The organism is Rhodococcus mengyinensis (assembly GCF_048381435.1).
GTDB classification, from domain to species: Bacteria; Actinomycetota; Actinomycetes; order Mycobacteriales; family Mycobacteriaceae; genus Rhodococcus_F; species Rhodococcus_F opacus_D.
This window is the reverse complement of the sequence record NZ_JBLWIT010000139.1, coordinates 1-22,439: the sequence shown is the minus strand read 5'-3', so window position 1 is coordinate 22,439 and position 22,439 is coordinate 1. Positions and strand designations below refer to the sequence as shown.

At 67.8% G+C, this 22,439-nt stretch carries 20 protein-coding genes; 4 read left to right on the top strand and 16 right to left on the bottom strand.

The genetic code is table 11. The features are described 5' to 3' along the window. Nucleotides 1–16 precede the first annotated feature (16 nt). Nucleotides 17–541, top strand: a complete 525-nt coding sequence (locus ACNJ7E_RS35170) for an Rv3235 family protein (RefSeq protein ID WP_418342066.1) — start codon at nt 17–19, stop codon at nt 539–541. A gap of 13 nt (nt 542–554) precedes the next feature. On the opposite strand, the gene secA is transcribed toward ACNJ7E_RS35170, so the two are convergent. The 15 genes from secA to ACNJ7E_RS35095 form a co-directional block, all read right to left on the bottom strand. Next, the gene (gene secA, locus ACNJ7E_RS35165; RefSeq protein WP_418342087.1) at nt 555–3,425 is read right to left on the bottom strand and encodes a preprotein translocase subunit SecA; all 2,871 of its coding nucleotides are present in this window, start codon (nt 3,423–3,425) and stop codon (nt 555–557) included. A 151-nt stretch (nt 3,426–3,576) separates the two neighbouring features. Continuing rightward, nucleotides 3,577–4,254 carry a ribosome hibernation-promoting factor, HPF/YfiA family gene (gene hpf, locus ACNJ7E_RS35160; RefSeq protein ID WP_005259747.1) on the bottom strand — a complete coding sequence of 226 codons (678 nt, stop codon included), beginning with the start codon at nt 4,252–4,254 and terminating at the stop codon, nt 3,577–3,579. Nucleotides 4,255–4,425: 171 nt separating this feature from the next. Beyond that, entirely contained in the window at nt 4,426–5,124 is a 699-nt protein-coding gene (locus ACNJ7E_RS35155; RefSeq protein ID WP_418342065.1) for a ComF family protein, read from the bottom strand. 31 nt (nt 5,125–5,155) lie between these two features. After that, nucleotides 5,156–6,949 carry an MtrAB system accessory lipoprotein LpqB gene (gene lpqB / locus ACNJ7E_RS35150; protein ID WP_280781629.1) on the bottom strand — a complete coding sequence of 598 codons (1,794 nt, stop codon included), beginning with the start codon at nt 6,947–6,949 and terminating at the stop codon, nt 5,156–5,158. Further along, on the bottom strand, nt 6,946–8,718 hold the full coding sequence (gene mtrB / locus ACNJ7E_RS35145; protein WP_283353761.1) for an MtrAB system histidine kinase MtrB: 1,773 nt from the start codon (nt 8,716–8,718) through the stop codon (nt 6,946–6,948). The genes lpqB and mtrB overlap by 4 nt, the downstream gene beginning before the upstream one ends. Further along, a complete protein-coding gene (gene mtrA / locus ACNJ7E_RS35140) occupies nt 8,715–9,392 on the bottom strand; it encodes an MtrAB system response regulator MtrA (protein ID WP_005240059.1) in 678 nt (225 codons plus the stop codon). Before mtrA ends, mtrB begins: the two co-directional genes overlap by 4 nt. Nucleotides 9,393–9,437: 45 nt before the next feature. Next, nucleotides 9,438–10,121 (bottom strand): dTMP kinase, encoded by a 684-nt coding sequence (locus tag ACNJ7E_RS35135; protein WP_418342064.1) that lies wholly within the window; start codon nt 10,119–10,121, stop codon nt 9,438–9,440. A 56-nt stretch (nt 10,122–10,177) separates the two neighbouring features. Beyond that, nucleotides 10,178–11,662, bottom strand: a complete 1,485-nt coding sequence (gene ahcY, locus ACNJ7E_RS35130) for an adenosylhomocysteinase (RefSeq protein ID WP_105413171.1) — start codon at nt 11,660–11,662, stop codon at nt 10,178–10,180. A gap of 90 nt (nt 11,663–11,752) precedes the next feature. Continuing rightward, the gene (locus ACNJ7E_RS35125) at nt 11,753–12,373 is read right to left on the bottom strand and encodes a TetR/AcrR family transcriptional regulator (protein WP_283335211.1); all 621 of its coding nucleotides are present in this window, start codon (nt 12,371–12,373) and stop codon (nt 11,753–11,755) included. Between the two features lie 84 nt (nt 12,374–12,457). Further along, nucleotides 12,458–13,966 carry an amino acid permease gene (locus ACNJ7E_RS35120; RefSeq protein ID WP_280781626.1) on the bottom strand — a complete coding sequence of 503 codons (1,509 nt, stop codon included), beginning with the start codon at nt 13,964–13,966 and terminating at the stop codon, nt 12,458–12,460. A 28-nt stretch (nt 13,967–13,994) separates the two neighbouring features. Continuing rightward, complete coding sequence (locus ACNJ7E_RS35115; protein ID WP_418342063.1) at nt 13,995–14,921, bottom strand: cation diffusion facilitator family transporter; 927 nt, start codon at nt 14,919–14,921, stop codon at nt 13,995–13,997. A gap of 75 nt (nt 14,922–14,996) precedes the next feature. Further along, nucleotides 14,997–16,229, bottom strand: a complete 1,233-nt coding sequence (gene manA, locus ACNJ7E_RS35110) for a mannose-6-phosphate isomerase, class I (RefSeq protein ID WP_418342062.1) — start codon at nt 16,227–16,229, stop codon at nt 14,997–14,999. Further along, on the bottom strand, nt 16,229–17,308 hold the full coding sequence (locus ACNJ7E_RS35105) for a hypothetical protein (protein ID WP_009479522.1): 1,080 nt from the start codon (nt 17,306–17,308) through the stop codon (nt 16,229–16,231). The genes manA and ACNJ7E_RS35105 overlap by 1 nt, the downstream gene beginning before the upstream one ends. Before the next feature lie 77 nt (nt 17,309–17,385). After that, on the bottom strand, nt 17,386–18,753 hold the full coding sequence (locus ACNJ7E_RS35100; protein WP_280781623.1) for a phosphomannomutase/phosphoglucomutase: 1,368 nt from the start codon (nt 18,751–18,753) through the stop codon (nt 17,386–17,388). Nucleotides 18,754–18,857: 104 nt separating this feature from the next. Then, nucleotides 18,858–19,253, bottom strand: coding sequence for a DUF3499 domain-containing protein (locus tag ACNJ7E_RS35095; RefSeq protein WP_280781622.1), 396 nt, complete (start codon nt 19,251–19,253; stop codon nt 18,858–18,860). Nucleotides 19,254–19,333: 80 nt separating this feature from the next. On the opposite strand from ACNJ7E_RS35095, the gene ACNJ7E_RS35090 reads away from it, so the two are divergent. Continuing rightward, the gene (locus ACNJ7E_RS35090; protein WP_029539455.1) at nt 19,334–19,825 is read left to right on the top strand and encodes a metallopeptidase family protein; all 492 of its coding nucleotides are present in this window, start codon (nt 19,334–19,336) and stop codon (nt 19,823–19,825) included. 1 nt (nt 19,826) lies between these two features. On the opposite strand, the gene ACNJ7E_RS35085 is transcribed toward ACNJ7E_RS35090, so the two are convergent. After that, on the bottom strand, nt 19,827–20,087 hold the full coding sequence (locus ACNJ7E_RS35085) for a WhiB family transcriptional regulator (protein WP_166680705.1): 261 nt from the start codon (nt 20,085–20,087) through the stop codon (nt 19,827–19,829). A gap of 467 nt (nt 20,088–20,554) precedes the next feature. Between ACNJ7E_RS35085 and cofD the strand changes: the two genes are divergently transcribed. After that, complete coding sequence (gene cofD, locus ACNJ7E_RS35080; protein ID WP_283335207.1) at nt 20,555–21,520, top strand: 2-phospho-L-lactate transferase; 966 nt, start codon at nt 20,555–20,557, stop codon at nt 21,518–21,520. After that, a partial coding sequence (locus ACNJ7E_RS35075) for a coenzyme F420-0:L-glutamate ligase (RefSeq protein ID WP_418341998.1) occupies nt 21,517–22,439 on the top strand: 923 nt, incomplete at its 3' end. The genes cofD and ACNJ7E_RS35075, both read left to right, overlap by 4 nt.

Below are 22,439 nucleotides of genomic sequence, written 5' to 3'. Positions count from 1 at the left end.
AACCGGGGGGTAAGAAATGAGTGAGTCCTACACGTTCCTGTCACGGGTGCCGCGCTTCGAGCCGGCCGCCGGTGACGTTCCCGCACCACCTCTGCCGGGGCGTTCGGCGGTGCCGTCGGGCGGGCGGCACGCGGCCGGGCGCGGCAGGCACCGCTCGTCGCCCCACTCGGGGGCGTCGCCACGCAACGCCACGACGCAGACGGGAACGCTGCCTCTTCCCCCGCCGGACGTCCAGCGGTTCACGGAACAGGCGTTCCGGCTGGTCCTCGAAGTGCTGGATCGGCGCCGCAACGTACGGCAATTGCGGCCGCTGGTGACGCCGTCGCTCGTCGACGTCGTGCGCACGCTCGCGCTGTCGGAGTCGCCTGCCCGGCGACTCGGTGTCGCGACGCTCGTCCGCGTGCACCTGCGCGCGGTGGAGCCGTGCGCGTTCGAGGCCTTCGGCACCTACGGCCGGGGACCGCGTATCTTCGTGATCGCAGCCCGTGTCGAACAGCAGTCCGACACGGGCTGGACCGTCACCTCGCTGGTGATCGGCTGATCGACTCCCGCGGTCAGCGCTTGCGCTTGGTCCGCGGGGCCTTCTTGCCCTTCGACTGCGACCGCGCGGCCTCCCGCCGCTGACGACGGGTTCCGGCGTCGGCGGCATCGTCCGACTCGGCCGCTCCGCGGCGGCTGAGCTGGGCGTTGCCGTCCTCGGCAGGCCCGGAGTACGTGAGCCCGCGGGGCTCGCCGTCGTCCAGCCCCTTCGCGCGGAGGGCGGACGGTGCCGCTGTGCCCTGCGCCTGCTGCGCCGCCTCCTGGGTCGGCAGTGGCCGCGGCGCGGCCGGAGCGGGCGAGGCCGACGCCGTCGCCGCTGCGGAAGCCGCGGTGACGCTGACGCCCGGGGCCTGCGCCGCCTGCGGGGCGGCCGCCTCGACCTGAAGGTTGAACAGGAATCCGACCGACTCCTCCTTCAGGCCCTCGAGCATGCCGCCGAACATGTCGAAGCCTTCGCGCTGGTACTCGACGAGCGGATCACGCTGGGCCATCGCCCGCAGGCCGATGCCTTCCTTGAGGTAGTCCATCTCGTAGAGGTGCTCGCGCCACTTGCGGTCGAGCACGCTCAGCAGGACGCGGCGCTCCAGTTCGCGCATCGATCCCTCGCCGGCGACACCGTCGATCTCGGCCTCTCGCCGGGCGTAGGCGTCGTGTGCGTCCTTCAGCAGGGTCTCGCGCAGCTCGTCGGCGGTGATGTCGTTGGTCTCACCGTCGTCGCTGTCGCCGACCAGTTCCTTGTAGTCGAGTCCGACCGGGTACAGCGTCTTGAGGGCCGTCCACAGTTGTTCGAGATCCCAGTCCTCGACGTATCCCTCGGCGGTGGCGCCGTCGACGTAGGCGGTGACCACGTCGGTGATCATCTTCTCGACCTGGCCCTCCATGTCCTTGCCTTCGAGGATCTGGCGGCGCTCGTTGTAGATGACCGTGCGCTGCTGGTTCATCACCTCGTCGTACTTGAGGACGTTCTTGCGGATCTCGAAGTTCTGCTGCTCGACCTGCGTCTGGGCGCTCTTGATGGCCTTCGAGACCATCTTCGCCTCGATGGGAACGTCGTCGGGCAGGTTGAGCCGGGTCATGATCGACTCGAGGGCCGCGCCGTTGAACCGTCGCATCAACTCGTCGCCGAGCGACAGGTAGAACCGCGACTCACCCGGATCGCCCTGACGGCCGGAGCGGCCGCGCAACTGGTTGTCGATACGCCGGGACTCGTGCCGCTCGGTGCCCAGGACGTACAGTCCGCCCGCCTCACGAACCTTGTCCGCGTCGGCCTTCACCTCGGCCTTGACCTGGTCGAGGACGTCGTCCCACGCCGCCTCGTAGTCGTCGGGCGTGTGGACGGGGTCGAGTCCCTGCTTGCGGAGCGCGATGTCCGCGATGATGTCGGGGTTGCCGCCGAGCACGACGTCGGTACCACGACCGGCCATGTTGGTCGCCACGGTGACGGCGCCCGACCTGCCGGCCTCGGCGATGATCTGGGCTTCCTGCTCGTGGAACTTCGCGTTCAGCACATTGTGCGCCACGCCGCGCTTGGTGAACTGCTTCGACAGGTACTCGGACCGCTCGACGCTGGTGGTACCGATCAGAACGGGCTGGCCCTTCTCGTGCCGCTCCACCACGTCGTCGACGACGGCGTCGAACTTGGCTTCCTCGGTCTTGTAGATCAGATCGCCGTTGTCGACGCGGACCATCGGCCGGTTGGTGGGAATCGGGATGACGCCGAGGTTGTAGATCTGGTGCAGCTCGGCGGCCTCGGTCTCGGCCGTACCCGTCATGCCCGACAGCTTGTCGTAGAGACGGAAGTAGTTCTGGAGTGTGATCGTGGCGAGGGTCTGGTTCTCGGCCTTGATCTCGACCTTCTCCTTGGCCTCGATCGCCTGGTGCATGCCCTCGTTGTACCGGCGGCCGACGAGGACGCGGCCGGTGAACTCGTCGACGATGATCACTTCGCCGTCGCGGACGATGTAGTCCTTGTCCTTGGTGTAGAGCTCCTTGGCCTTGATGGCGTTGTTCAGGTAGCTCACGAGCGGCGAGTTGGCGGCCTCGTACAGGTTGTCGATGCCGAGCTGGTCCTCGACGAGCTCGACGCCGGCCTCGTGGACGCCGATGGTGCGCTTGCGGATGTCGACCTCGTAGTGCACGTCACGCTTGAGCAGCGGCGCGATGCGCGCGAATTCCGCGTACCACTTGCTCGAGGCGTCGGCGGGGCCGGAGATGATGAGGGGGGTCCGGGCCTCGTCGATGAGGATGGAGTCGACCTCGTCGACGACGGCGAAGCTGTGACCGCGCTGGACGAGATCGTCCAGGGAGTGCGTCATGTTGTCGCGCAGGTAGTCGAACCCGAACTCGTTGTTGGTGCCGTATGTGATGTCGGCCGCATAGGCTGCGCGACGCTCGCCGGGCGACATGCCGGACAGGATCACGCTGGTGTCGAGGCCGAGGAAGCGGTGGACACGGCCCATCCACTCGGAGTCGCGCTTGGCGAGGTAGTCGTTGACCGTGACGACGTGCACGCCGTCACCGGCGATCGCATTGAGGTATGCGGGCAACACACAGGTCAGGGTCTTGCCCTCACCCGTCTTCATCTCGGCGATGTTGCCGAAGTGGAGGGCGGCGCCGCCCATGATCTGCACGTGGAAGTGCCGCTGGTCGATCACGCGCCAGGACGCCTCGCGGGCGACCGCGAACGCCTCGGGCAGCAGTTCGTCGAGCGTCTCGCCGTCGCGGTAGCGGGCGCGGAACTCCTCGGTCTTCGCGCGGAGTTGCTCGTCGGTCAGGTCTTCGACCTCGGGCGACAGCGAGGAAACGTGGTCGGCGATGTGCTTGAGCCGCTTGACCATGCGACCTTCACCAACACGGAGCAGCTTCGATAGCGACAGCGACGGCACAGTCTTGTTCGTCCTCAATCTTCGGCAGTGGATGGGTGACACACAAAATCCGGCCGGAGGTCCGAGAACCCCGGCCGGATTCCATGGTAGGCGCTTCCGCGATCGGACGAGTAGACCGACCGCTCGGATCGTCAGGCGGAACGGGAGTACATCACGCCAGACGGATCAATCCGTAGTCGAACGCGTGCCGCCGGTAGACGACGGTCGCCTTGTCCGACTCCTTGTCGTGGAACAGGAAGAAATCGTGTCCTACCAGCTCCATCTCGTACAAAGCATCGTCGACGGTCATCGGCGTGGCCTTGTGTTCCTTGGTACGCACGACATGACCCGGTGTGTGCTCGTCCGGCATCTGACCGTCCAGGGAGATGTCGGGACTGATGCCGAGACTGTCGTCCTCGGCGAGTGCGGCGGTGGCCTCCGCCACCGACACCGGGGTCTTTTCCCCGTAGTGGACCTTTTTGCGGTCCTTGGTGCGGCGGAGCCTGCTCTCGAGCTTGGCGGTCACCGACTCGAATGCTGCATAGAAGCTGTCGGCGCATGCCTCGGCTCGGGCTACCGGCCCCTTGCCTCGGGCAGTGATCTCGACGCGCTGGCAGTTTTTCCTCTGGCGTCGATTGGGTTCGTGGTGAAGTTCGACATCGAACAGAAATATGGAGGGATCGAAGCGCTCGAGGCGCGACAGCTTCTCGGAGACGTACACGCGGAAGTGGTCGGGTACCTCGACGTTGCGTCCCTTGACGACGATCTCGGCGTTGGGGGTATCCGTCTTCTCTTGTGCATCCGTTGTGCGGTCGTCGACGAAAACCGAGGCTTGCGAAGGGGTCGTCACTCGTACCTCCCGATTACGGCCCCGCCCCGTGATGGGCGGCGGCGAGTTTGAGCAATGCCGGAAGGGGGTCCGCCCGGCACCAGGTTCGAAGTTCCACCTCCTACCTGTGTTTTCGGGTGTGTCCGCGACGCTAGTACGTAACGCGCGCGAGTGCCACTGTTCGGCAGAATTTCATCTGACACCCGCCACGACGACCACCGCGCTCACTCGGATACCCACTCGCGACAGCACCCGGACCGACTCGGCGGCGGTCGCCCCGGTGGTCGACACGTCGTCCAGCAGTACCACCGAGATGCGTTGCAGTGCATCCGGTTCCGACAAGAGATGCCGTGCGAATCCGCGACCGCTGCGCGTCAACCGGACGCCACCCTCGAGGTTTACTCGACGTTGATCTGCGCTCAGTCCGACCGAATCGCGCACGGCGTGTCGCATCACGAGCGCGGGGCACACGCGTCTGCCGCCCACCGCGGCGACGGCGATCCGGGTGACGGGGTCACCGCCGCGTGCACGGGCGGCCCGGGGACGCGTCGGAGCCGGCACCAGAACCACCGGGGCCACGTCCGGCGGGTCGAGTTCACCCCACTGCTGCAGACGGCACAGGGCGCCTGCGACGGCGGATCCGAGGGGCGCAGCGAGATCACGCCGCCCGCGTTCCTTCGCGGCGATCACGGCCCGACGGCGGGCACCCGAGTACGGCCCGAGGGCCCACACCCCGACCCCGGGATCCACGCGGGGCCGGAGCAGCACGGGATCGTCGGCCAACTCCGTGGCGCAGCGGGCACACCACTGAGTGCCCGGCACCCCGCACCCGCCGCATTCGGCGGGCAGGATCAGGTCGAGCAGGCTTTGGAGGCCGGGCAGGGCGCGCATGCGGGCAGTATCGGCGACCGCACCGACAGCCTCAGCCCGGCAGGACCGGGATCGCCTTCACACCCGTCAATCCGGGGACCTCCCGCCAGTACCGGTCGCCCGCCGGATCGTTGTTGTTCAACTGGAACACCGCGCGGGAGTCGGCGACGAACTCCGTGGTCGTGGACGCGTCCACGGCCACCACCGGCGCGGTCAGGTTGCGGCTCGGCAGCGCGTCCATCCGCGAGCCGTCGACGGCCACCTGCACCACCGGGATGTCCGAGGCCGCGCGCGCGACGACGATCGTGTCGCTCGTGCTCCAGTCCAGCGACAGCGCCGGGCTGCCCAGACCGATCGCGACCGCACGGGGATTCGTCAACGCGTACTCACCGCCCGGCATCTGGGTGACGATCGCGAGGTAGACCTTGCCGTCGACGATCAGCGCCGCGCGCACCCCGTCGCGGGACAGCCGCAACTCGGTGATCGTGGCACCCAGCGCGGTGACGGCGCCGGCATCGACGTTGACCACCGACGTCCGGCCGGTTCCGGGCTCGCGCAACACCCGAATCACCGTGTTGCCGTTGACCGCTGCCCAGATCGCCGAATTGTCGGGTGCCCATGTCGGGCGGGTGATCGCGCCGCCTTCGAGCACCGACGCGGCACCGTCCTCGTATGCGCCGACCATCAGCGAACTCGCGGGTTCCGGGGCGGGACGCCCGGTGTCCGCGACCGCGGCGACCAGCTTTCCGTCCTGCGACAGCGCGAGCGAACGCATGTTGCGGGCCGAACCGAAGTACCCGGGCACCGGGGTGACGCCGGTCTCGGTGACGCTCACCATCGACCCCTCGCGCAGCGCGTGCAGCCCCACGGTGGCACTCGAGGTCGCGAACGGATTCATCGACGCGACGTCCGCGGTGGTCCACCCGTTCGGGAACCGCTCGTCGAAGGGCTCGCCGTCGGCGAGCAGCACATACGGGCCCGAGATCTCCGCGTTGGCCAGCGTCCAGATCACTTGCGCCGCGAACAGCTGCTTCGCCTGCGCGTCCATCGGCGGCACGCCGGCGAAATCGATCCGGATGCCGCCGAGCCCCACCCCCACCTGCGCGGTGCGGCCGTCGGCCTTCGTGATCGGGCCCCGCACCGACACGCCGTCACCGAGCTCGTTGCGCACGGCCGGGGCGAGGGCGGCCTTCGGCCCGTCGATCAGCAGGCCGATCAGCTGCGACGCCATCTGGTCCTGGGCGCCCGACACCCAGCGCGGATCCGGCACGACCGTTGTCCCGGCCGGATCCAGGAAGTACAGCGATTTGCGCTGATAGGTGTTCAGGAACTGTGCCCGGTCCAGGATCACGCCGGCGGGGAGCTCGGAGATCCTCCACTCACCGTCGAGTAGCTCGAGGCTGATCTTCGTCTCGAAGCTTCCCTCCTCCGCCACGTACAGTCCGCCGGGCTCGAGCTGCCCCACCTTGTTGGCGCGGATCGTGTACGTCGCCTTGTCGGCGGACCGGGTCTCCGGCAGCACGTCGACCTTGTCGACGATGGTCGCGCTGGCCGCGTCGTCCCAGCTGCCGGACACCCCGGCGGTGAGGAATTGGCGGGCCGCCAGATGCCGGTCGGTCGGGTCCGTGCTGGCCTTGAAGAAGTCGCGGAGCAGCAGGTCGGGTTCACGCCCCGGCGCGGGGGCCGCGACACTCGATCCCGGCGAGTCACGGTTGATCGTGCCGATCGCCTGCGGTGTGGAGGAATCCGGGAGGCTCGCGCACCCACTGACCGTCACGAGCACCGCCAGGACGATCGCTCCGCACACCGACCGCGACAGCAGGGCGGATCGCCGGCCGGGCGTCACAGGTCCTGCTCCGGAAGGTGCGAACCGTCTCGGTCACCGACGTGTGCTCGCTCGCGCTTCCGGGGAACCGTGCGGGACTCGTCGGCCACCGTCTCCGGACTCTCGTTGCGCACCGGCAACGTGGTGTCGCCCGGGACGGGCTGCCCTTGAACGTATTTCGCGGTTCCCGGTTTCAACGGCAGCGGGCTCGACACGACCTTGCGGCCCCGCACCCGCGGCAGCGTCAGCCGGAAGCAGGCGCCTTGGCCGGGTTCGCCCCACGCCTCGAGCCTGCCGTCGTGGAGATTCGCGTCCTCCACACTGATCGCGAGTCCGAGGCCGGTACCGCCCGACCGTCGCACACGCGACGGGTCGGACCGCCAGAACCTGTTGAACACCAGCTTCTCCTCGCCCGGCCGCAGCCCCACGCCCTGGTCGCGCACGATGAACGCCGCAGCGCTGTCGTCGGCGCGCAGGCGCAGCAGCACCGGTTTGCCTTCTCCGTGATCGATCGCGTTCGCGAGGAGGTTCCGCAGAATGCGTTCCACGCGACGCGGGTCCACCTCGGCCATGACTGCCTGATCGGGCAGGTCAACGATCAGTTCGGTCCCGCTCTCGCGCGCGAGGTGACGGACCGTCGAGATCGCCGCACGCGCACACATCCGGACGTCGAGTTGCTCGGCGGCCAGTTCCGCGACACCGGCGTCGTGCCTGCTGATCTCGAGGAGGTCGGCCAGCAACCCCTCGAACCGGTCGAGTTCGGCGACCAGCAATTCCGACGACCGCCGGAGCACGGGGTCGAGGTCGTCGCTGCCGTCGTGGATGAGGTCGGCCGCCATGCGCACGGTCGTCAGCGGGGTCCGCAGCTCGTGGCTCACGTCGGAGGTGAATCTCTTCTGGAGATTTCCGAACTCCTCGAGCTGGGTGATCTGTTTCGAGAGGCTCTCGGCCATCTCGTTGAAGGACATCGCCAGCCGGGCCATGTCGTCCTCGCCGCGCACCGGCATGCGTTCCTTCAGCCGGCCGTCGGCGAAGCGCACCGCGATCCGGGACGCCGACCGGATGGGCAGAACCACCTGCCGGGCGACGAGAAGCGCGATGGCCGCGAGCAGCACGGCGAGCACCGCACCACCCACCAGCAGCGTGCCGCGAACCAGCGACAGGCTGCGGTCCTCACTGGCCAGCGGGAACACGAGGTACAGCTCGAGCGTGGAGATCGCGGACGCGGTCGGGCTCCCGACGATCAGCGCCGGCCCCGAATAGCCTTCGGGATCGTTCACGGTGGCGAACTGATAGGCAACCTGACCGGCCTGGACGAACGCCCGCAACGATTCCGGGATCTGGTCCGCCGGACCGCTGGACGTCGGGGCCCGGGGGCCGTCACCGGGCACGATCAGCACGGGATCGAACGTTCCCGCCGACCCCGACGCCTGACCGGCGTCGGGCTCCCGGTTCGTCAGCGCGGCCCGGGCACCGTCGAGCTGGGTGGTGGGCGAACTACTGTCGTCCGCGCCGGCCAACTGCCCCTCGACCGTGCTGCGGGCACGGTCCATCTCCTCGGTCGCCGCGTTGATCTTCGTTTCGAGCAGACGGTCGGTGATCTGACTCGTCAGCACGACGCCGAGCACGACGATGACGATGAGCGACAACGTCAACGTCGAGACGACGACCCTCAGCTGCAGCGAACGACGCCACGTGTGCGCGAGGGTATTGCTCAGTGAGTGACCCCACCGAAGGATCGGCGAAACGCGTCGGTTGACACGACGCCGCCATCGGGAAACACCTGTCACGGCGGTCCGGCCTTGTAGCCGACCCCCCTGACCGTCAAAACCACTTCGGGATTTTCGGGATCAGTCTCGACCTTGGCCCGCAGACGCTGAACGTGCACGTTGACCAGTCGGGTGTCGGCTGCATGTCGGTAACCCCACACCTGCTCGAGCAGGACCTCACGGGTGAACACCTGTCGCGGCTTGCGCGCCAGAGCCACCAGGAGGTCGAACTCGAGGGGGGTGAGGGAGATCAGTTCTTCGCCCCGGCTCACCTTGTGGGCGGGGACGTCGATGACGATGTCGGCGATGCTGAGGAGCTCGGCCGGCTCGTCCTCGGTCCGGCGAAGCCGTGCCCGAACCCGCGCCACCAGCTCCTTCGGCTTGAACGGCTTCATGATGTAGTCGTCCGCGCCGGATTCCAATCCGAGGACCACGTCGACGGTGTCCGTCTTCGCGGTCAGCATCACGATGGGCACACCGGAATCGGCCCGCAGGACGCGGCACACGTCGATGCCGTTCATGCCGGGCAGCATCAGGTCGAGCAGCACGAGGTCCGGGCGTGTCTCCCGGACCGCGGTGAGCGCCTGGGTCCCGTCCCCCACCACATACGGATCGAATCCTTCGCCGCGGAGGACGATCGTGAGCATCTCCGCGAGCGCAGTGTCGTCGTCGACAACCAGAATCCTTGGCTTCATGTCCCTATCGTTGCATCTTCGGAGGCCGTAACAGCCCGTTCGCCGTTACGGCGTGCCGTGTTCTTTCTCGTCACGGCGTGCCGTGTCGTCACTCAAGAGTGCCAGGTTTTCGGCGAGCGTGACCGGATCGGTGTCCGGGGTGAGCACCCACCACGGCGAAATCCAGTCCTTCACGGCCAGCTCGCGGTACACCTCGCCGGTGCGTTCCTGCAGTCCACGGTCGCGTTCGTAGGCGTCCAGCGACCGGCTCGCATCCGCCGATTCGCGGCCGCGGGCGCGTTGCGCGGCGAGTGCCACGGGGACGTCGAGATACAGCTGCAGGTCGGGCCGGGGCAGCCCCAGCCGCTCGAATTCGAGGTTCTGCACCCAGCCCACGAACTCCCCGTCCGCCCCCTGATGTAACCGGGCCGCACCGTACGCGGCGTTGGACGCCACATAGCGGTCGAGGATCACCAGGTCGTATCCGGCGAGCAGCTCTGCGAGCTCCCCGACGGCACCGGACCGGTCCAGCGCGAACAACACGGCCATCGCGTGCACGGAGTCGCTGAGGTCGCCGTGCGCGCCCTTGAGGGCCTCGGACGCCAGATCCGCGTGCACGGACCTGCCGTACCGCGGAAAGTCGAGGGTGCCGACCGTCACGCCCTGTTCGGTGAGGCGTGCCACCACTGCGCCGACGAGTGTTCGCTTGCCGGCGCCGTCCAGGCCTTCCAGCGCAATCAGTTTTCCCACGAGGTAGAAGGCTATCCCCCGGCCCACACGTGACGGGCCGGGGGACGCCGCGGCCTCTAGTAGCGGTAGTGCTCGGGCTTGAACGGGCCCTCGACGTCGACGCCGATGTACTCCGCCTGCTCCTTCGTGAGCTTGGTGAGCGTGCCACCAAGCGCCTCGACGTGGATCTTCGCGACCTTCTCGTCGAGGTGCTTCGGGAGGCGGTACACCTCGTTGTCGTACTCCTCCGGCTTCGTCCACAGTTCGATCTGCGCGATCACCTGGTTGGAGAAGCTGTTGCTCATCACGAACGAGGGGTGGCCGGTGGCGTTGCCGAGGTTCAGCAGGCGGCCCTCGGACAGCACGATGATCGAGTGGCCGTCCTTGAACCGGAACTCGTCCACCTGCGGCTTGATGTTGATGCGGGTGACCTCGCCGGAACGCTCGAGGCCCGCCATGTCGATCTCGTTGTCGAAGTGGCCGATGTTGCCCAGGATGGCCTGGTGCTTCATCTGCTTCATGTGCTCGAACGTGATGATGTCCTTGTTGCCCGTGGACGTGATGACGATGTCGGCCCAGCCGATGGCCTGCTCGACCGTCTTCACCTCGAAGCCGTCCATCAGCGCCTGGAGGGCGTTGATGGGGTCGACCTCGGTGACCGCGACGCGGGCACCCTGTCCGCGCAGAGCCTCCGCGCAACCCTTGCCGACGTCGCCGTAACCGCAGACGAGCGCGGCCTTGCCGCCGATCAGCACGTCGGTGCCGCGGTTGATGCCGTCGAGCAGCGAGTGCCGGGTGCCGTACTTGTTGTCGAACTTGCTCTTGGTGACCGAGTCGTTGACGTTGATGGCAGGGAACGTGAGTTCACCGGCGGCCGCGACCTGGTAGAGACGCAGGACACCGGTCGTGGTCTCCTCGGTGACGCCCTGGACCGACTCCGCAACCTTGGTCCACTTGGTCTTGTCCGCTTCGAGGGACTGACGCAGCAGGGCGAGGAACACCTTGTACTCGTCGGAATCCTGCTCGTCGTCGGTGGGCGGCACGACGCCGGCCTTCTCGAACTGCGCGCCCTTGAGGACGAGCATCGTGGCGTCGCCGCCGTCGTCGAGGATCATGTTCGCGGGCTTGTCGGCGTCCGGCCAGGTGAGCATCTGCTCGGCGGCCCACCAGTACTCCTCGAGCGTCTCGCCCTTCCATGCGAAGACCGGGGTGCCCTGCGGCTCCTCGGGCGTGCCGTGCGGGCCGACGACGATCGCGGCGGCGGCGTGATCCTGCGTCGAGAAGATGTTGCACGAGGCCCAGCGGACCTCGGCGCCCAGAGCGACGAGCGTTTCGATGAGGACGGCCGTCTGGATGGTCATGTGCAGCGAACCGGAAATGCGAGCGCCCTTGAGCGGCAGTACCTCTGCGTACTCGCGGCGAAGCGCCATCAGTCCCGGCATCTCGTGCTCGGCGAGCCGGATCTCCTTGCGGCCGAACTCGGCGAGCGAAAGGTCCGCCACCTTGAAATCGATCCCGTTTCGGCTCTCGGCCACGGGCGTGGTTGAAACTGAGGTCGTCATCTGCCTCTCCTGTTTGACTGCTGTTTCGGTCAAGGCTATCGGTACTGCGGCCCGAGGGTCACACTCACGTGAGGCTGCGCCGCGGGGCGGTCACTCCCGATCGGCCCCGTCGACCGCCTCGTCCACGAAAGGCCCCAGAAGAGCACCCAGATCCTCGGCGACGTTGGCCTCGGATTCGGGTGGCATCGAGATGTAGCTCATAGCGAGGCGCACGATGGCGCGGCTGAGAATCCCCGCGTCCGACGGGCTCGCCCGCACCCAGCACCGCTGGAAGACGTCGGCGAGCCGCGTGGACGCCCGCTCGATGATCGGCGCGCTCTCGGTCGTGATCAGACGCAGCAGATCGGGCTTGGTCTCACCGCGCAGAAGTGACTGTACGAGCGGGTCGGACAGGCTGGCCGCGAAGAACGCGGTGAACCCGGAGAGCAGCGCGGCCCGACCTTCCCCGACGTTCGCCACGAGCGCCTCGTCGACGGCGTCGACCAGTTCGTCGGCCAGCCGGAGGGCGTACGCCTCCGCCAGCCCCTGCCGGGACTTGAACTCGTTGTAGAGCGTCTGCCTGCTCACCCCGGCGCCGGCCGCGACATCCGACATCGTGATGTCCGACCAGTCCTTCTCGAACAGGAGATCCCGCATCGCATCGAGCACCGACTGACGCAGCAGAAGGCGCGCAGCCTCCTGATAGGGCACCCGGACACGCGACGAAGTCATGGCCAAGACATTAGTGCCCGCCATCTCCGGGGTACTCGCCCGGTACTGCCGCTCCGGCACGCGGACGTCGAAACCCGTTGCGTGTCAGACCTCGCCGCGGCTTCGTCTCTCCATCATCGAGTGGCGGCGGCTGTAGGCGAAGTAGATGATCACGCCGAGCGCCATCCACACGATGAACCGGATCCACGTCTCGACGGACAGATTCACCATCAACCACAGGCAGGCGAGGACGGCGAGGACGGGCACCCACGGCACCAGTGGGACACGGAATCCGCGGGGCAGGTCCGGTCGCGTCCGGCGCAGCACGATCACGCCGACCGACACGAGGACGAACGCGAACAGCGTTCCGATGTTGACCATCTCCTCGAGGGTGCCGATCGGGAAGATCCCCGCGAGCACCGCCACCACGACTCCGACGAGCACGGTGATCCGAACGGGTGTGCCGTGCTTGCCGGTCGGCGCGAGCCGCCTCGGCATCAGTCCGTCCCGGGACATGGCGAACAGCACCCGGGTCTGCCCGAGCATCAGCACCATCACCACGGTGGTGAGGCCCGCGAGCGCACCGAACGAGATCAGATTCTTCGCCCACGTGATCCCGTGGATGCCGAACGCGGTGGCCAGATTGGAACTGTCCCCAGCCAATTCGTGGTAGTCGACCATGCCGGTGAGCACCAGCGTCACCGCTACGTACAGGACTGTCACGATCAGCAGCGATCCCAGAATTCCGCGGGGCAGCGCCTTCTGCGGATCCTTCGTCTCCTCGGCGGTGGTGGCGACGATGTCGAAACCGATGAACGCGAAGAACACCAGGCTCGCCGCCGCCAGCAGTCCGTACCAGCCGAACGTGCTGCCGCCTGCGCCCGTGACGTAGGAGAACAGGGACTGGTGGATGCCCTCGCCCGTGCTGCCCGCCTCGGACGGGGGAATGTACGGCGAGTAGTTGTCGGTGTCGATGTAGAACGCGCCGACGACCACCACCACGAGCACCACGGCCACCTTGATCGAGGTGATCACGAGGGAGACCCGCGACGACAGCTTGGTGCCCGTCGCCAGCACGACGGTGATGATCGCGACGATGAGTACCGCACCCCAGTCGAACGTGACCGAGCCGATCTGCGCCACCGGCGTGTGGTTGCCGATCACCTCACCGAGATAGAGCGACCAGCCTTTCGCCACGACCGACGCGGCGAGCGCGAATTCGAGGATGAGGTCCCAGCCGATGATCCACGCGATCAGTTCACCGAACGTCGCGTAGGAGAACGTGTACGCGCTGCCCGCGACCGGAACGGTCGAGGCGAACTCGGCGTAGCAGAGCGCGGCGAGCCCGCACGCGATGGCGGCGATCACGAACGCCGCCGACACCGAGGGCCCGGCGACGTTGCCTGCAGTGCGCGCGGTGAGCGTGAAGATGCCTGCACCGATGACGACGGCGACACCGAAGACGGTCAGGTCCCACGCCGTCAGATCCTTGCGGAGTTTGGTTTCCGGTTCGTCCGTGTCTCGGATCGACTGCTCGATCGACTTGGTGCGGAACAACCCGGTCGGCCTGCCGCCGAGGTGCGGTTTTCCGCTGCCTTTGTCCTGGATGGCCACATCAGCCTCCTCAATCGAAAGTTGCCGTTCAGCCTATGCCTTCGGTTGCCCGGAACAGGTCGGGTTCGATGTAGATGCGGCGAGCCGCGGGGACGGCGCCACGCACTCGCGCCTCGGCCTCGTCGATGGCGTCGGCGACCGCACTGATATCCGATCCGGCGGCCACGGCCACTTTCGCGGCCACGAGGATTTCCTCGGGTCCGAGGTACTGCGTCTTGCAATGGATGACGCGCTCGATCTTCTCGCCGTCGACGAGGGCGGCGAGAATGCGCGACTCCTCGTCGGCGGTGGCCCCTTCACCGATCAGCAGGCTCTGCATCTCGACGATGAGGATGATCGCGATGATTCCGAGCAGGGCGCCGATGCAGAGGGTGCCGACACCGTCCCACACCGGATCCCCGGTGAGCATCGTCAGTCCGACACCGCCGAGCGCGAGAACCAGACCGACCAGTGCGCCGGTGTCCTCGAGCAGCACGACGGGAAGCTCCGGGCTGCGCGACGTGCGAATGAATCCCCACCAGCTCGTGTTCCCCTTGAGGGGGCGCGACTCCCGCACGGCGGTGAGGAAGCTGAACGTCTCGAGTCCGATGGCGATCACCAGGATGACCACCGCCACGAGGGGCGACGTGAGTTCCTCGGGATGCTGGATCTTGTGGATGCCCTCGTAGATCGCGAACAGCGAACCGAGGCTGAACAACACGAGCGCGACGACGAACGAGTAGAAGTAGCGGCTACGCCCGTACCCGAACTGGTGCAGGTCGTCGGCGGCGCGTTCGGCCTTCTTCTGGCCGAGCAGGAGCAGGCCCTGGTTGGAGGTGTCGGCCACCGAGTGCACGGATTCCGCAAGCATGGATGACGAGCCGGTGATCAGGAAGCCGGCGAACTTGGCCACCGCGATACCGGCATTGGCGCCGAGCGCGGCGAGAATCGCCTTCTTCCCACCATGAGCCGACAACTGACTTCTCCTCTCGGTCGCACACGACCCTCGCGACGGGCCGCGGAGCCCCTCCCGGATCAGGGCGGGTACAGGCTACGCGATCGGCGGGCCGACCCTCGCACTGAACAACTGGGCGCACTCGGTGCCCGCGGTCACCAGCACTTCGGGGTCCTCAGCCGCGATCCAGACGGCGTTGCCCTGGGACAGTTCGAGGGCATCGGTTCCGCACCGCAACTCCACCGAACCCGAAGTGCACAGCAGAATGTGCGGTCCCTCCGAGTCGAGCCGGTGCTCCGTGGGGCCGTCCGGTGTCAGGTCGATCCGCGCGAGAACGAATTCCGGCGCCGGCGTGGAGTACACGAATTCGCCACTGCCCGGGCGCTCTTGCGCCTCCAGTATCGGAATGTCGACGGTGTCGAAGTCGAGGACGCGCAGCAACTCCGGAACGTCCACGTGCTTGGGCGTGAGTCCCCCGCGCAGCACGTTGTCGGAGTTGGCCATGATCTCGACGGCCATCCCGTGCAGGTAGGCGTGGAGGTTGCCCGCGTCGAGGTACAGGCCCTGCCCCGGTTCGAGGGTGACCCGGTTCAGGAGGAGCGCGGCCAGCACACCCGCGTCTCCCGGGTACACCTCACTCAATTCGAGGGCCGTGCGGATCTCCGCCGCGAACTCGCCGTCCCTGGTGTTCGACAGATAGGCGACGCATCCGTCGAGCACCCTCGGCATCAGCGCGCCGAGCACGGGTTGCGGCAACGTGATCCACGTGGTGAACAGCGCGCGGAGACCGTCCGAGTCGGGTTGTCCGGCAATCAGCCCGACGTAGGGCTGCAGCTCCGGAACCGCGATCGCCTCGAGCAGCTTGACCGTCCGCTGAGGGTCCCGGAAACCGGCGAGCGCGTGGAACCGGCTGAGGGCCACGACGAGTTCGGGTTTGTGGCTGGCGTCCTTGTAGTTGCGCACCGAGGACTCGAGCGGGATTCCCGCTTCGTTCTCCCGGGCGAACCCCTCCCACGCCTGCTCGGCGCTCGGATGGGCCTGCAACGACAGTGGTTCCTCCGACGCGAGCAACTTCAACAGGAACGGGAGGCGATCGCCGAACGTCTCCACACTCCGCTTGCCGAGCTGACGTTCGGGTTCCGAGTGCACCAGGTCCAGAAGGGACCGGGGCCCCTCCTCGGTGAGAACGCGGGCGGGATCACCCGGGTGCGCGCCCAACCACAGTTCCGCCTCCGGATGCGCCGTGGGAACCGGAAGTCCACGCAGCTGCGCGATGGCTGTGCGCGATCCCCACGCGTAGGACCGCAGCGCACCTTCGAGTCGGTGCACTAGATACCGCCGATCAACTGGAGATACGCGGCAGTCATGTCGAGCCTGCCGACGAGAACCGCCGCCTGTTCCAGCTCGGGACGCTGCGACGGAACCTGACCCTCGTCCGAGGACGCGACGACGAGGTCGACGTCGCCCAGGGCGGCGATCCTGCGTTCGACGAGCATCCGATCGGCGTCGGCGGACAACACGAACGTGCGCACCGGGCTCGCCGACGGCGGACCGTCCAACTCGGGATCGTGGAATATCGAGTCGTGCGCGGAGAGCGCCTGGTCGACACGGAACGTGCCCGCCGCGCTCAGAACGTCCGGAAGTTCCGACGCGGTCGCCACACGACCCGCGTGCAGCAGCGCCTCGGCGCCGTGCCGGGCCAGTTCCACCGTGCTCTCCGTGTCACCCGTCAGCACGATGCGGCGTCCCTGCATGCGGGAGGCCAACGATTTCGCCGGATTGTGGAACACCTCGCTGTTCGGCCTATCACGCAGCGCCTCACCGTCGACGGCGTCGGCGATCTGCTCGAGGTCGGGAACCTCGTCGCCCCAGCGTTCCGAACCGACCACGCGGAGGACGGCCAGCAGTACGGCGAAGTACCGCAGCAGACCGTGCCGGGTGAGTGCCCGCACCCGCGGCGCGAACATGACGACGCGTCCGGCCGCCGCGGCCTGCAAGGGTCCCTCGTCCGGCGCCGCCACCACGACTTCGGCGCCGCGGCGCACCGCTGCGTCGATGGCCTGCACGAGCCGGGGGTCGCCTGCGTCGTCGCCGGCCACCACCACCACGTCCAGCGGGCCCACCCACACGGGGGTCCGGGTGGCGCGCACCAGCGGGAAACCGATCCGTTCGGCGAGGACCGCCGTCAGGATCGCCGCCCCGCGGCTGGCACGCCCCGCGCCGGTCACCACCACCACGCTGCGCGGACGCAGCCCCTGCAGTCGTTCGAGAGCCCCCTCCTCGACCGCGGACCGGGTGGCCCGGATCTGGGCACCCCCCATGGCGGCGGAACGCAACACACCCTCGGTGTCCGCCGCGACCAGTGCGTCCCCGTCGTCCAGATCGAACAGGGGCGTCGGCGCTGTCATGACACCGCACCCCCTTTCTTCATCAGTGCAAGCCACATTCGCAACACGAGCAGAACCTGTAGTTCCAACTATGGCAGTCAGGCTCGGACGATGCCCAGTATCTCGGTAACGAGTGCATCTACCTCGGCCGCCGTCGCCGCCTCCACGTTCAGTCGCAGGAGCGGCTCGGTGTTGGAGGCCCGCACGTTGAACCACGCGCCGTCCGCCAGTTCGACCGTGACACCGTCGAGCCGGTCCACGACCGTGGTGCGGTCCGCGAACGCCGACAGCACCGCGTCGGTCCGCTCGGCGGCGTCCGCGACGGTCGAGTTGATCTCCCCCGACGCCGCGTACCGCTCGTACTTCGCCATCAGCTCGGACAGCGGACGATCCTGCTCCCCCAGCGCCGCGAGAACGTGCAGTCCGGCGAGCATCCCGGAGTCGGCGCCCCAGAAGTCGCGGAAGTAGTAATGCGCGGAGTGCTCGCCGCCGAAGATCGCGCCCGTCTCTGCCATCTGCTGCTTGATGAACGAATGCCCCACCCGGGTGCGGACCGGGTGTCCGCCCAGCTCCGTCACCAGCTCCGGCACCGCGCGGGACGTGATGAGGTTGTGGATGACGGTCGCGCCGGGCTCCTTGGCCAGCTCCCGCTCCGCGACCAGGGCGGTGACGGCGGACGGCGACACCGGGTTGCCGAGCTCGTCGACCACGAAGCAGCGGTCCGCGTCGCCGTCGAAGGCCAGACCGATGTCGGCACCGGTCTCACGGACGTACCGTTGCAGATCCACGAGGTTCGCCGGGTCGAGCGGATTCGCCTCGTGGTTCGGGAACGTGCCGTCGAGCTCGAAGTACAGCGGCTCCAGCTTCACCGGCATCGGCTCGAACACCGCGGGAACGGTGTGCCCGCCCATGCCGTTGCCCGCGTCGACGGCGACCGTCAGCGGGCGGAGGTCGGAGAGGTTCACCAGTCCGCGGACGAAGCTCGCGTACTGCTCGAGCACGTCCTCCTCGGACACCGTGCCGGGAGCGCCGTCGAACGCGGGGACCCCGTCGACGACCTCGGCCGCGATCGTGGAAAGGCCCGTCTCCTGCCCCACCGGCTTCGCGCCTGCGCGGCACAGCTTGATGCCGTTGTACTTCGCCGGGTTGTGGCTCGCCGTGAACATCGCACCCGGGCAGTCGAACAGCCCCGACGCGAAATACAGCTGATCGGTGGACGCGAGACCGATGAGGACTACGTCCAGGCCCTGGGCGGTGACGCCGTCGGCGAATGCACGGGCCAGGTCCGGGGAAGACGCGCGCATGTCGTAGCCGATCACGACCTTCGTGGCGCCGTCCTCGCGAACGAGTCGTGCGAATGCGCCACCCACGTCCTGCACGAACGCGGCGTCGATGTGTTCACCGACGACACCCCGCACGTCGTAAGCCTTGATCACGGCATGTACGGACTCGGCTGATCGCGCCACTTCTTGTTTCTCCTTTACGAGCACCAGTGCTGGCGCAAGCCTAATGCCTGCCCGTCGCGGGCACGGCACGCCGCGGACCGCAGGCCCCGAAGCAGGCCGGGACGTCAGTTGGAAGGGTCGGGAAGTACCCGCAGATGGCCGCGACGACCGGTGCGTGCCGGGCCGGGCTGGGTGCCGGTCTCCGCGCGATCCTCGGTGGACAGGGTCCGTTCGGACCGCCCGCGATCGCCGAGGCCCGCCTCCCGCACGGCCTCCGCCAGCGCGGTCAGGTCGTCCTCGTCCGGGGTGCTCGACGAGAACCCACCTTCGTACCGAACCAGTTCCCAGCCCTTGGGTGCGGTAATCCTCGACGCGTGCGTTTCGCACAGATCCCACGAGTGCGGTTCGTCGACCGTGGCGAGCGGGCCGACGACGGCGGTGGAGTCGGAGTAGACGTACGTGAGCGTCGCGACAGCGGGGTTCTTGCACCCGGGGCGGCAGCATCGACGCAGAGATCTCACAGCTAGGGAGCCTAGCCCCACGAAGGCCCGGCACCTACTCGGACACACCGAGAGTGTGCGGCTGTCGTAATGTCCACACCATGTCCAGAGCACGACGCAGGCGTCCCGTGACCACCCGATCCGTCGACCGACGGGGACGGGGAATCCGCGGGTCCGTGTTCCCTCCGGACGCGCCGGCACGACGGAGCCGCGCAGAGAAGTTCGATCTAGTGGTGCTCGAGGCGTTCGCGCCGATCGACGCGCGCTGGCGCGAACGCCTGACGAAGCTGGACATCGCCGTCGACGAGGTCCCGAAAATTCATGCGCTCGACCCGGATTCGGTCAACTGGCCCGCCGAGGTCGTGGCGGACGGGCCCGTGCCACTGTCCCGACTGATCCCGGCCGGCATCGACCGGCACGGATCCACGACGCGGGCGCGAGTCGTCCTGTTCCGGCGACCGCTCGAACAGCGCGCCAAGGACCCGGACGACCTCACCGACCTGGTGCACGACGTGCTCGTACAGCAGGTGAGTACGTACCTCGGAGTCGAACCCGAGGTCATCGACCCGGATTTGCCGGGCGACGAAGACTGAACTAGACGATCCCCCGCTTCAGGCGCCGGCGCTCACGCTCCGACAGACCACCCCAGATACCGAACCGCTCGTCGTTGGCCAGTGCGTAGTCGAGGCATTCGTCCCGCACCTCACAGCCCAGGCAGATGCGCTTCGCTTCCCTGGTGGAGCCTCCCTTTTCGGGGAAGAAGGCCTCAGGGTCGGTCTGCGCACAGAGCGCGCGTTCCTGCCACTGATCCTCGATGGTCTCGAACAATTCGTCGAAACCGGTCACCAGACTCAACGCCGGGCGGGGGCCCGTCGTCTCGACTTCCTGTGCGACGAGTTCCGGCACAGGAATTTCTTTCACACTGCCTTCTTGCACACAGACTTCTTGAACACAGACGCCGTCCGCTGCGCCTGCTTCGGAATTGGTCTGCGGTTCGTCGCTTACTGTGCTCCAGCGAGTCTCCGACTCGATCTGCTCATTGGGCATCGTTCCGCCTCCTCACCTGTGATAGCGCAGAAAATTTCGATCGATCATGTACCCCGAACCGAACACCCCTGCCACCCGTTCGAACAACCGTTCGAATTGATCCCCGCTGCAAGTGATTCCACGCCCACAACGTCGGAATGACATATTTGTGATTAGACACGCCCAGCGTGTCGCGGTCAAGCTAACCGTCGAAAGTCGATTACTATTTCGCGCTCTCGATTCGCTCCGGGGAAGCAGCACACAGGAGGCGGGCGGCCACCGCCTAGGCTTGCACCGTGAACGTGACTGTATTGGTTGGCGGGGTGGGTGGGGCCCGGTTCCTGCAAGGTGTGCGGAGACTTCTGGGGGCCGATTCGGGCCATGTCGTTACGGCGGTGGTCAATGTCGGTGACGATGTGTGGATGCACGGGTTGCGGATCTGCCCGGACCTGGATACCTGCATGTATACCCTCGGCGGCGGTATCGACACCGAGCGTGGGTGGGGGCATGCCGGGGAAACCTGGAACGCGAAGGAAGAACTCGCCGCATATGGTGCGAAACCGGATTGGTTCGGGCTCGGGGACCGGGACATCGCCACGCATCTGATCCGCACCCAGATGCTGCGGACGGGGTATCCGTTGTCGGCGGTGACCGAGGCGTTGTGCAACCGGTGGCAACCGGGTGTGACCTTGCTGCCGGTGACCGATGATCGTAGTGAAACTCACGTCGTGATCACCGATCCCGAGGACGGGGAGCAGCGGGCGATCCACTTCCAGGAGTGGTGGGTGCGGTACCGCGCCCAGGTGCCGACGCACAGCTTCGCGCACATCGGCGCCGAGCAGGCCGCCCCGGCGCCGGGGGTGCTCGAGGCGATCGAGGCCGCCGACATCGTGTTGCTGGCACCGTCGAATCCGGTGGTCAGTGTGGGGGCGATCCTAGCGGTGCCCGGGATCCGGGGTGGTCTGCGCACCACCGCGGCGAAGGTGGTCGGGATCTCGCCGATCGTCGGCGGAAAACCGTTGCGGGGCATGGCCGACGAATGCCTCGACGTGATCGGGGTGGACACCTCGGCGGAGGCGATCGGCCGGTGGTACGGGGCACGGTCCGGGACCGGGATCCTCGACGGCTGGCTGGTCCACGACACCGACACCGCCGAGATCCCCGGTGTGGAGGTGGCCCGGGTGCCGCTGATCATGACCGACCCCGACGCCACCGCGGCGATGGTGCGGGCGGCGCTGGACGTGGCGGGGGTGACGTTGTGAGCGACCCTGCGGGTGCGTCCGGGCTCGATCACGCCCCGGGCGGGGCGATCGAGATCCGCCCGGTGACCGGTCTGCCCGAGTTCCGGCCCGGCGACGACCTGGCGGCGGCGATCGTCGCGGCCGCACCGTGGCTCGCCGAAGGGGACGTGCTGGTGGTCACCAGCAAGGTGTTCTCGAAGGTCGAGGGCCGGATCGTGTCCTCGCCCTCCGACCCGGAGGAACGCGACGCCGCCCGACGGCGCCTGGTCGAGCAGGAAGCGGTGCGGATCGTGGCCCGCAAGGGCCGGACCCTGATCACCGAGAACCGGCTCGGGGTCGTGCAGGCCGCGTCGGGGATCGACGGCTCGAACGTGGAGGGCTCCGAACTCGCATTGCTGCCGGAGGATCCCGACGCCAGCGCCCGCGCCCTGCGCGATGCGATCGAGGTGGCGCTGGGGGTGCGGGTGGCGGTGGTGGTCACCGACACCATGGGCCGGGCGTGGCGCAACGGTCAGATCGACGCCGCGATCGGCGCGGTCGGGCTGCCGGTGCTGCACGGCTACGCCGGGTCCCGCGACAGTCAGGGCAACGAACTGGTGGTGACGGAGGTGGCGGTCGCCGACGAGATCGCCGCCGCGGGGGATCTGGTCAAGGGCAAACTCGGTGGGGTACCGGTCGCGGTCGTGCGGGGCCTGGATCTGGTCGACGACGGTTCGCGGGCACAGGATCTGATCCGCCGCGGCGCCGAGGACCTGTTCTGGCTCGGCACCGCCGAATCCGTCGAGCTGGGCCGGGCGGAGGCGGTGCTGCTGCGCCGCTCGGTCCGCCACTTCGCGACCGACCCGGTCGACCCGGATGCGGTGCGGGCGTCGATCGCGGACGCCCTGACCGCACCCGCACCGCACCACACCCGACCGGTCCGCTTCGTCTGGGTCCGCAC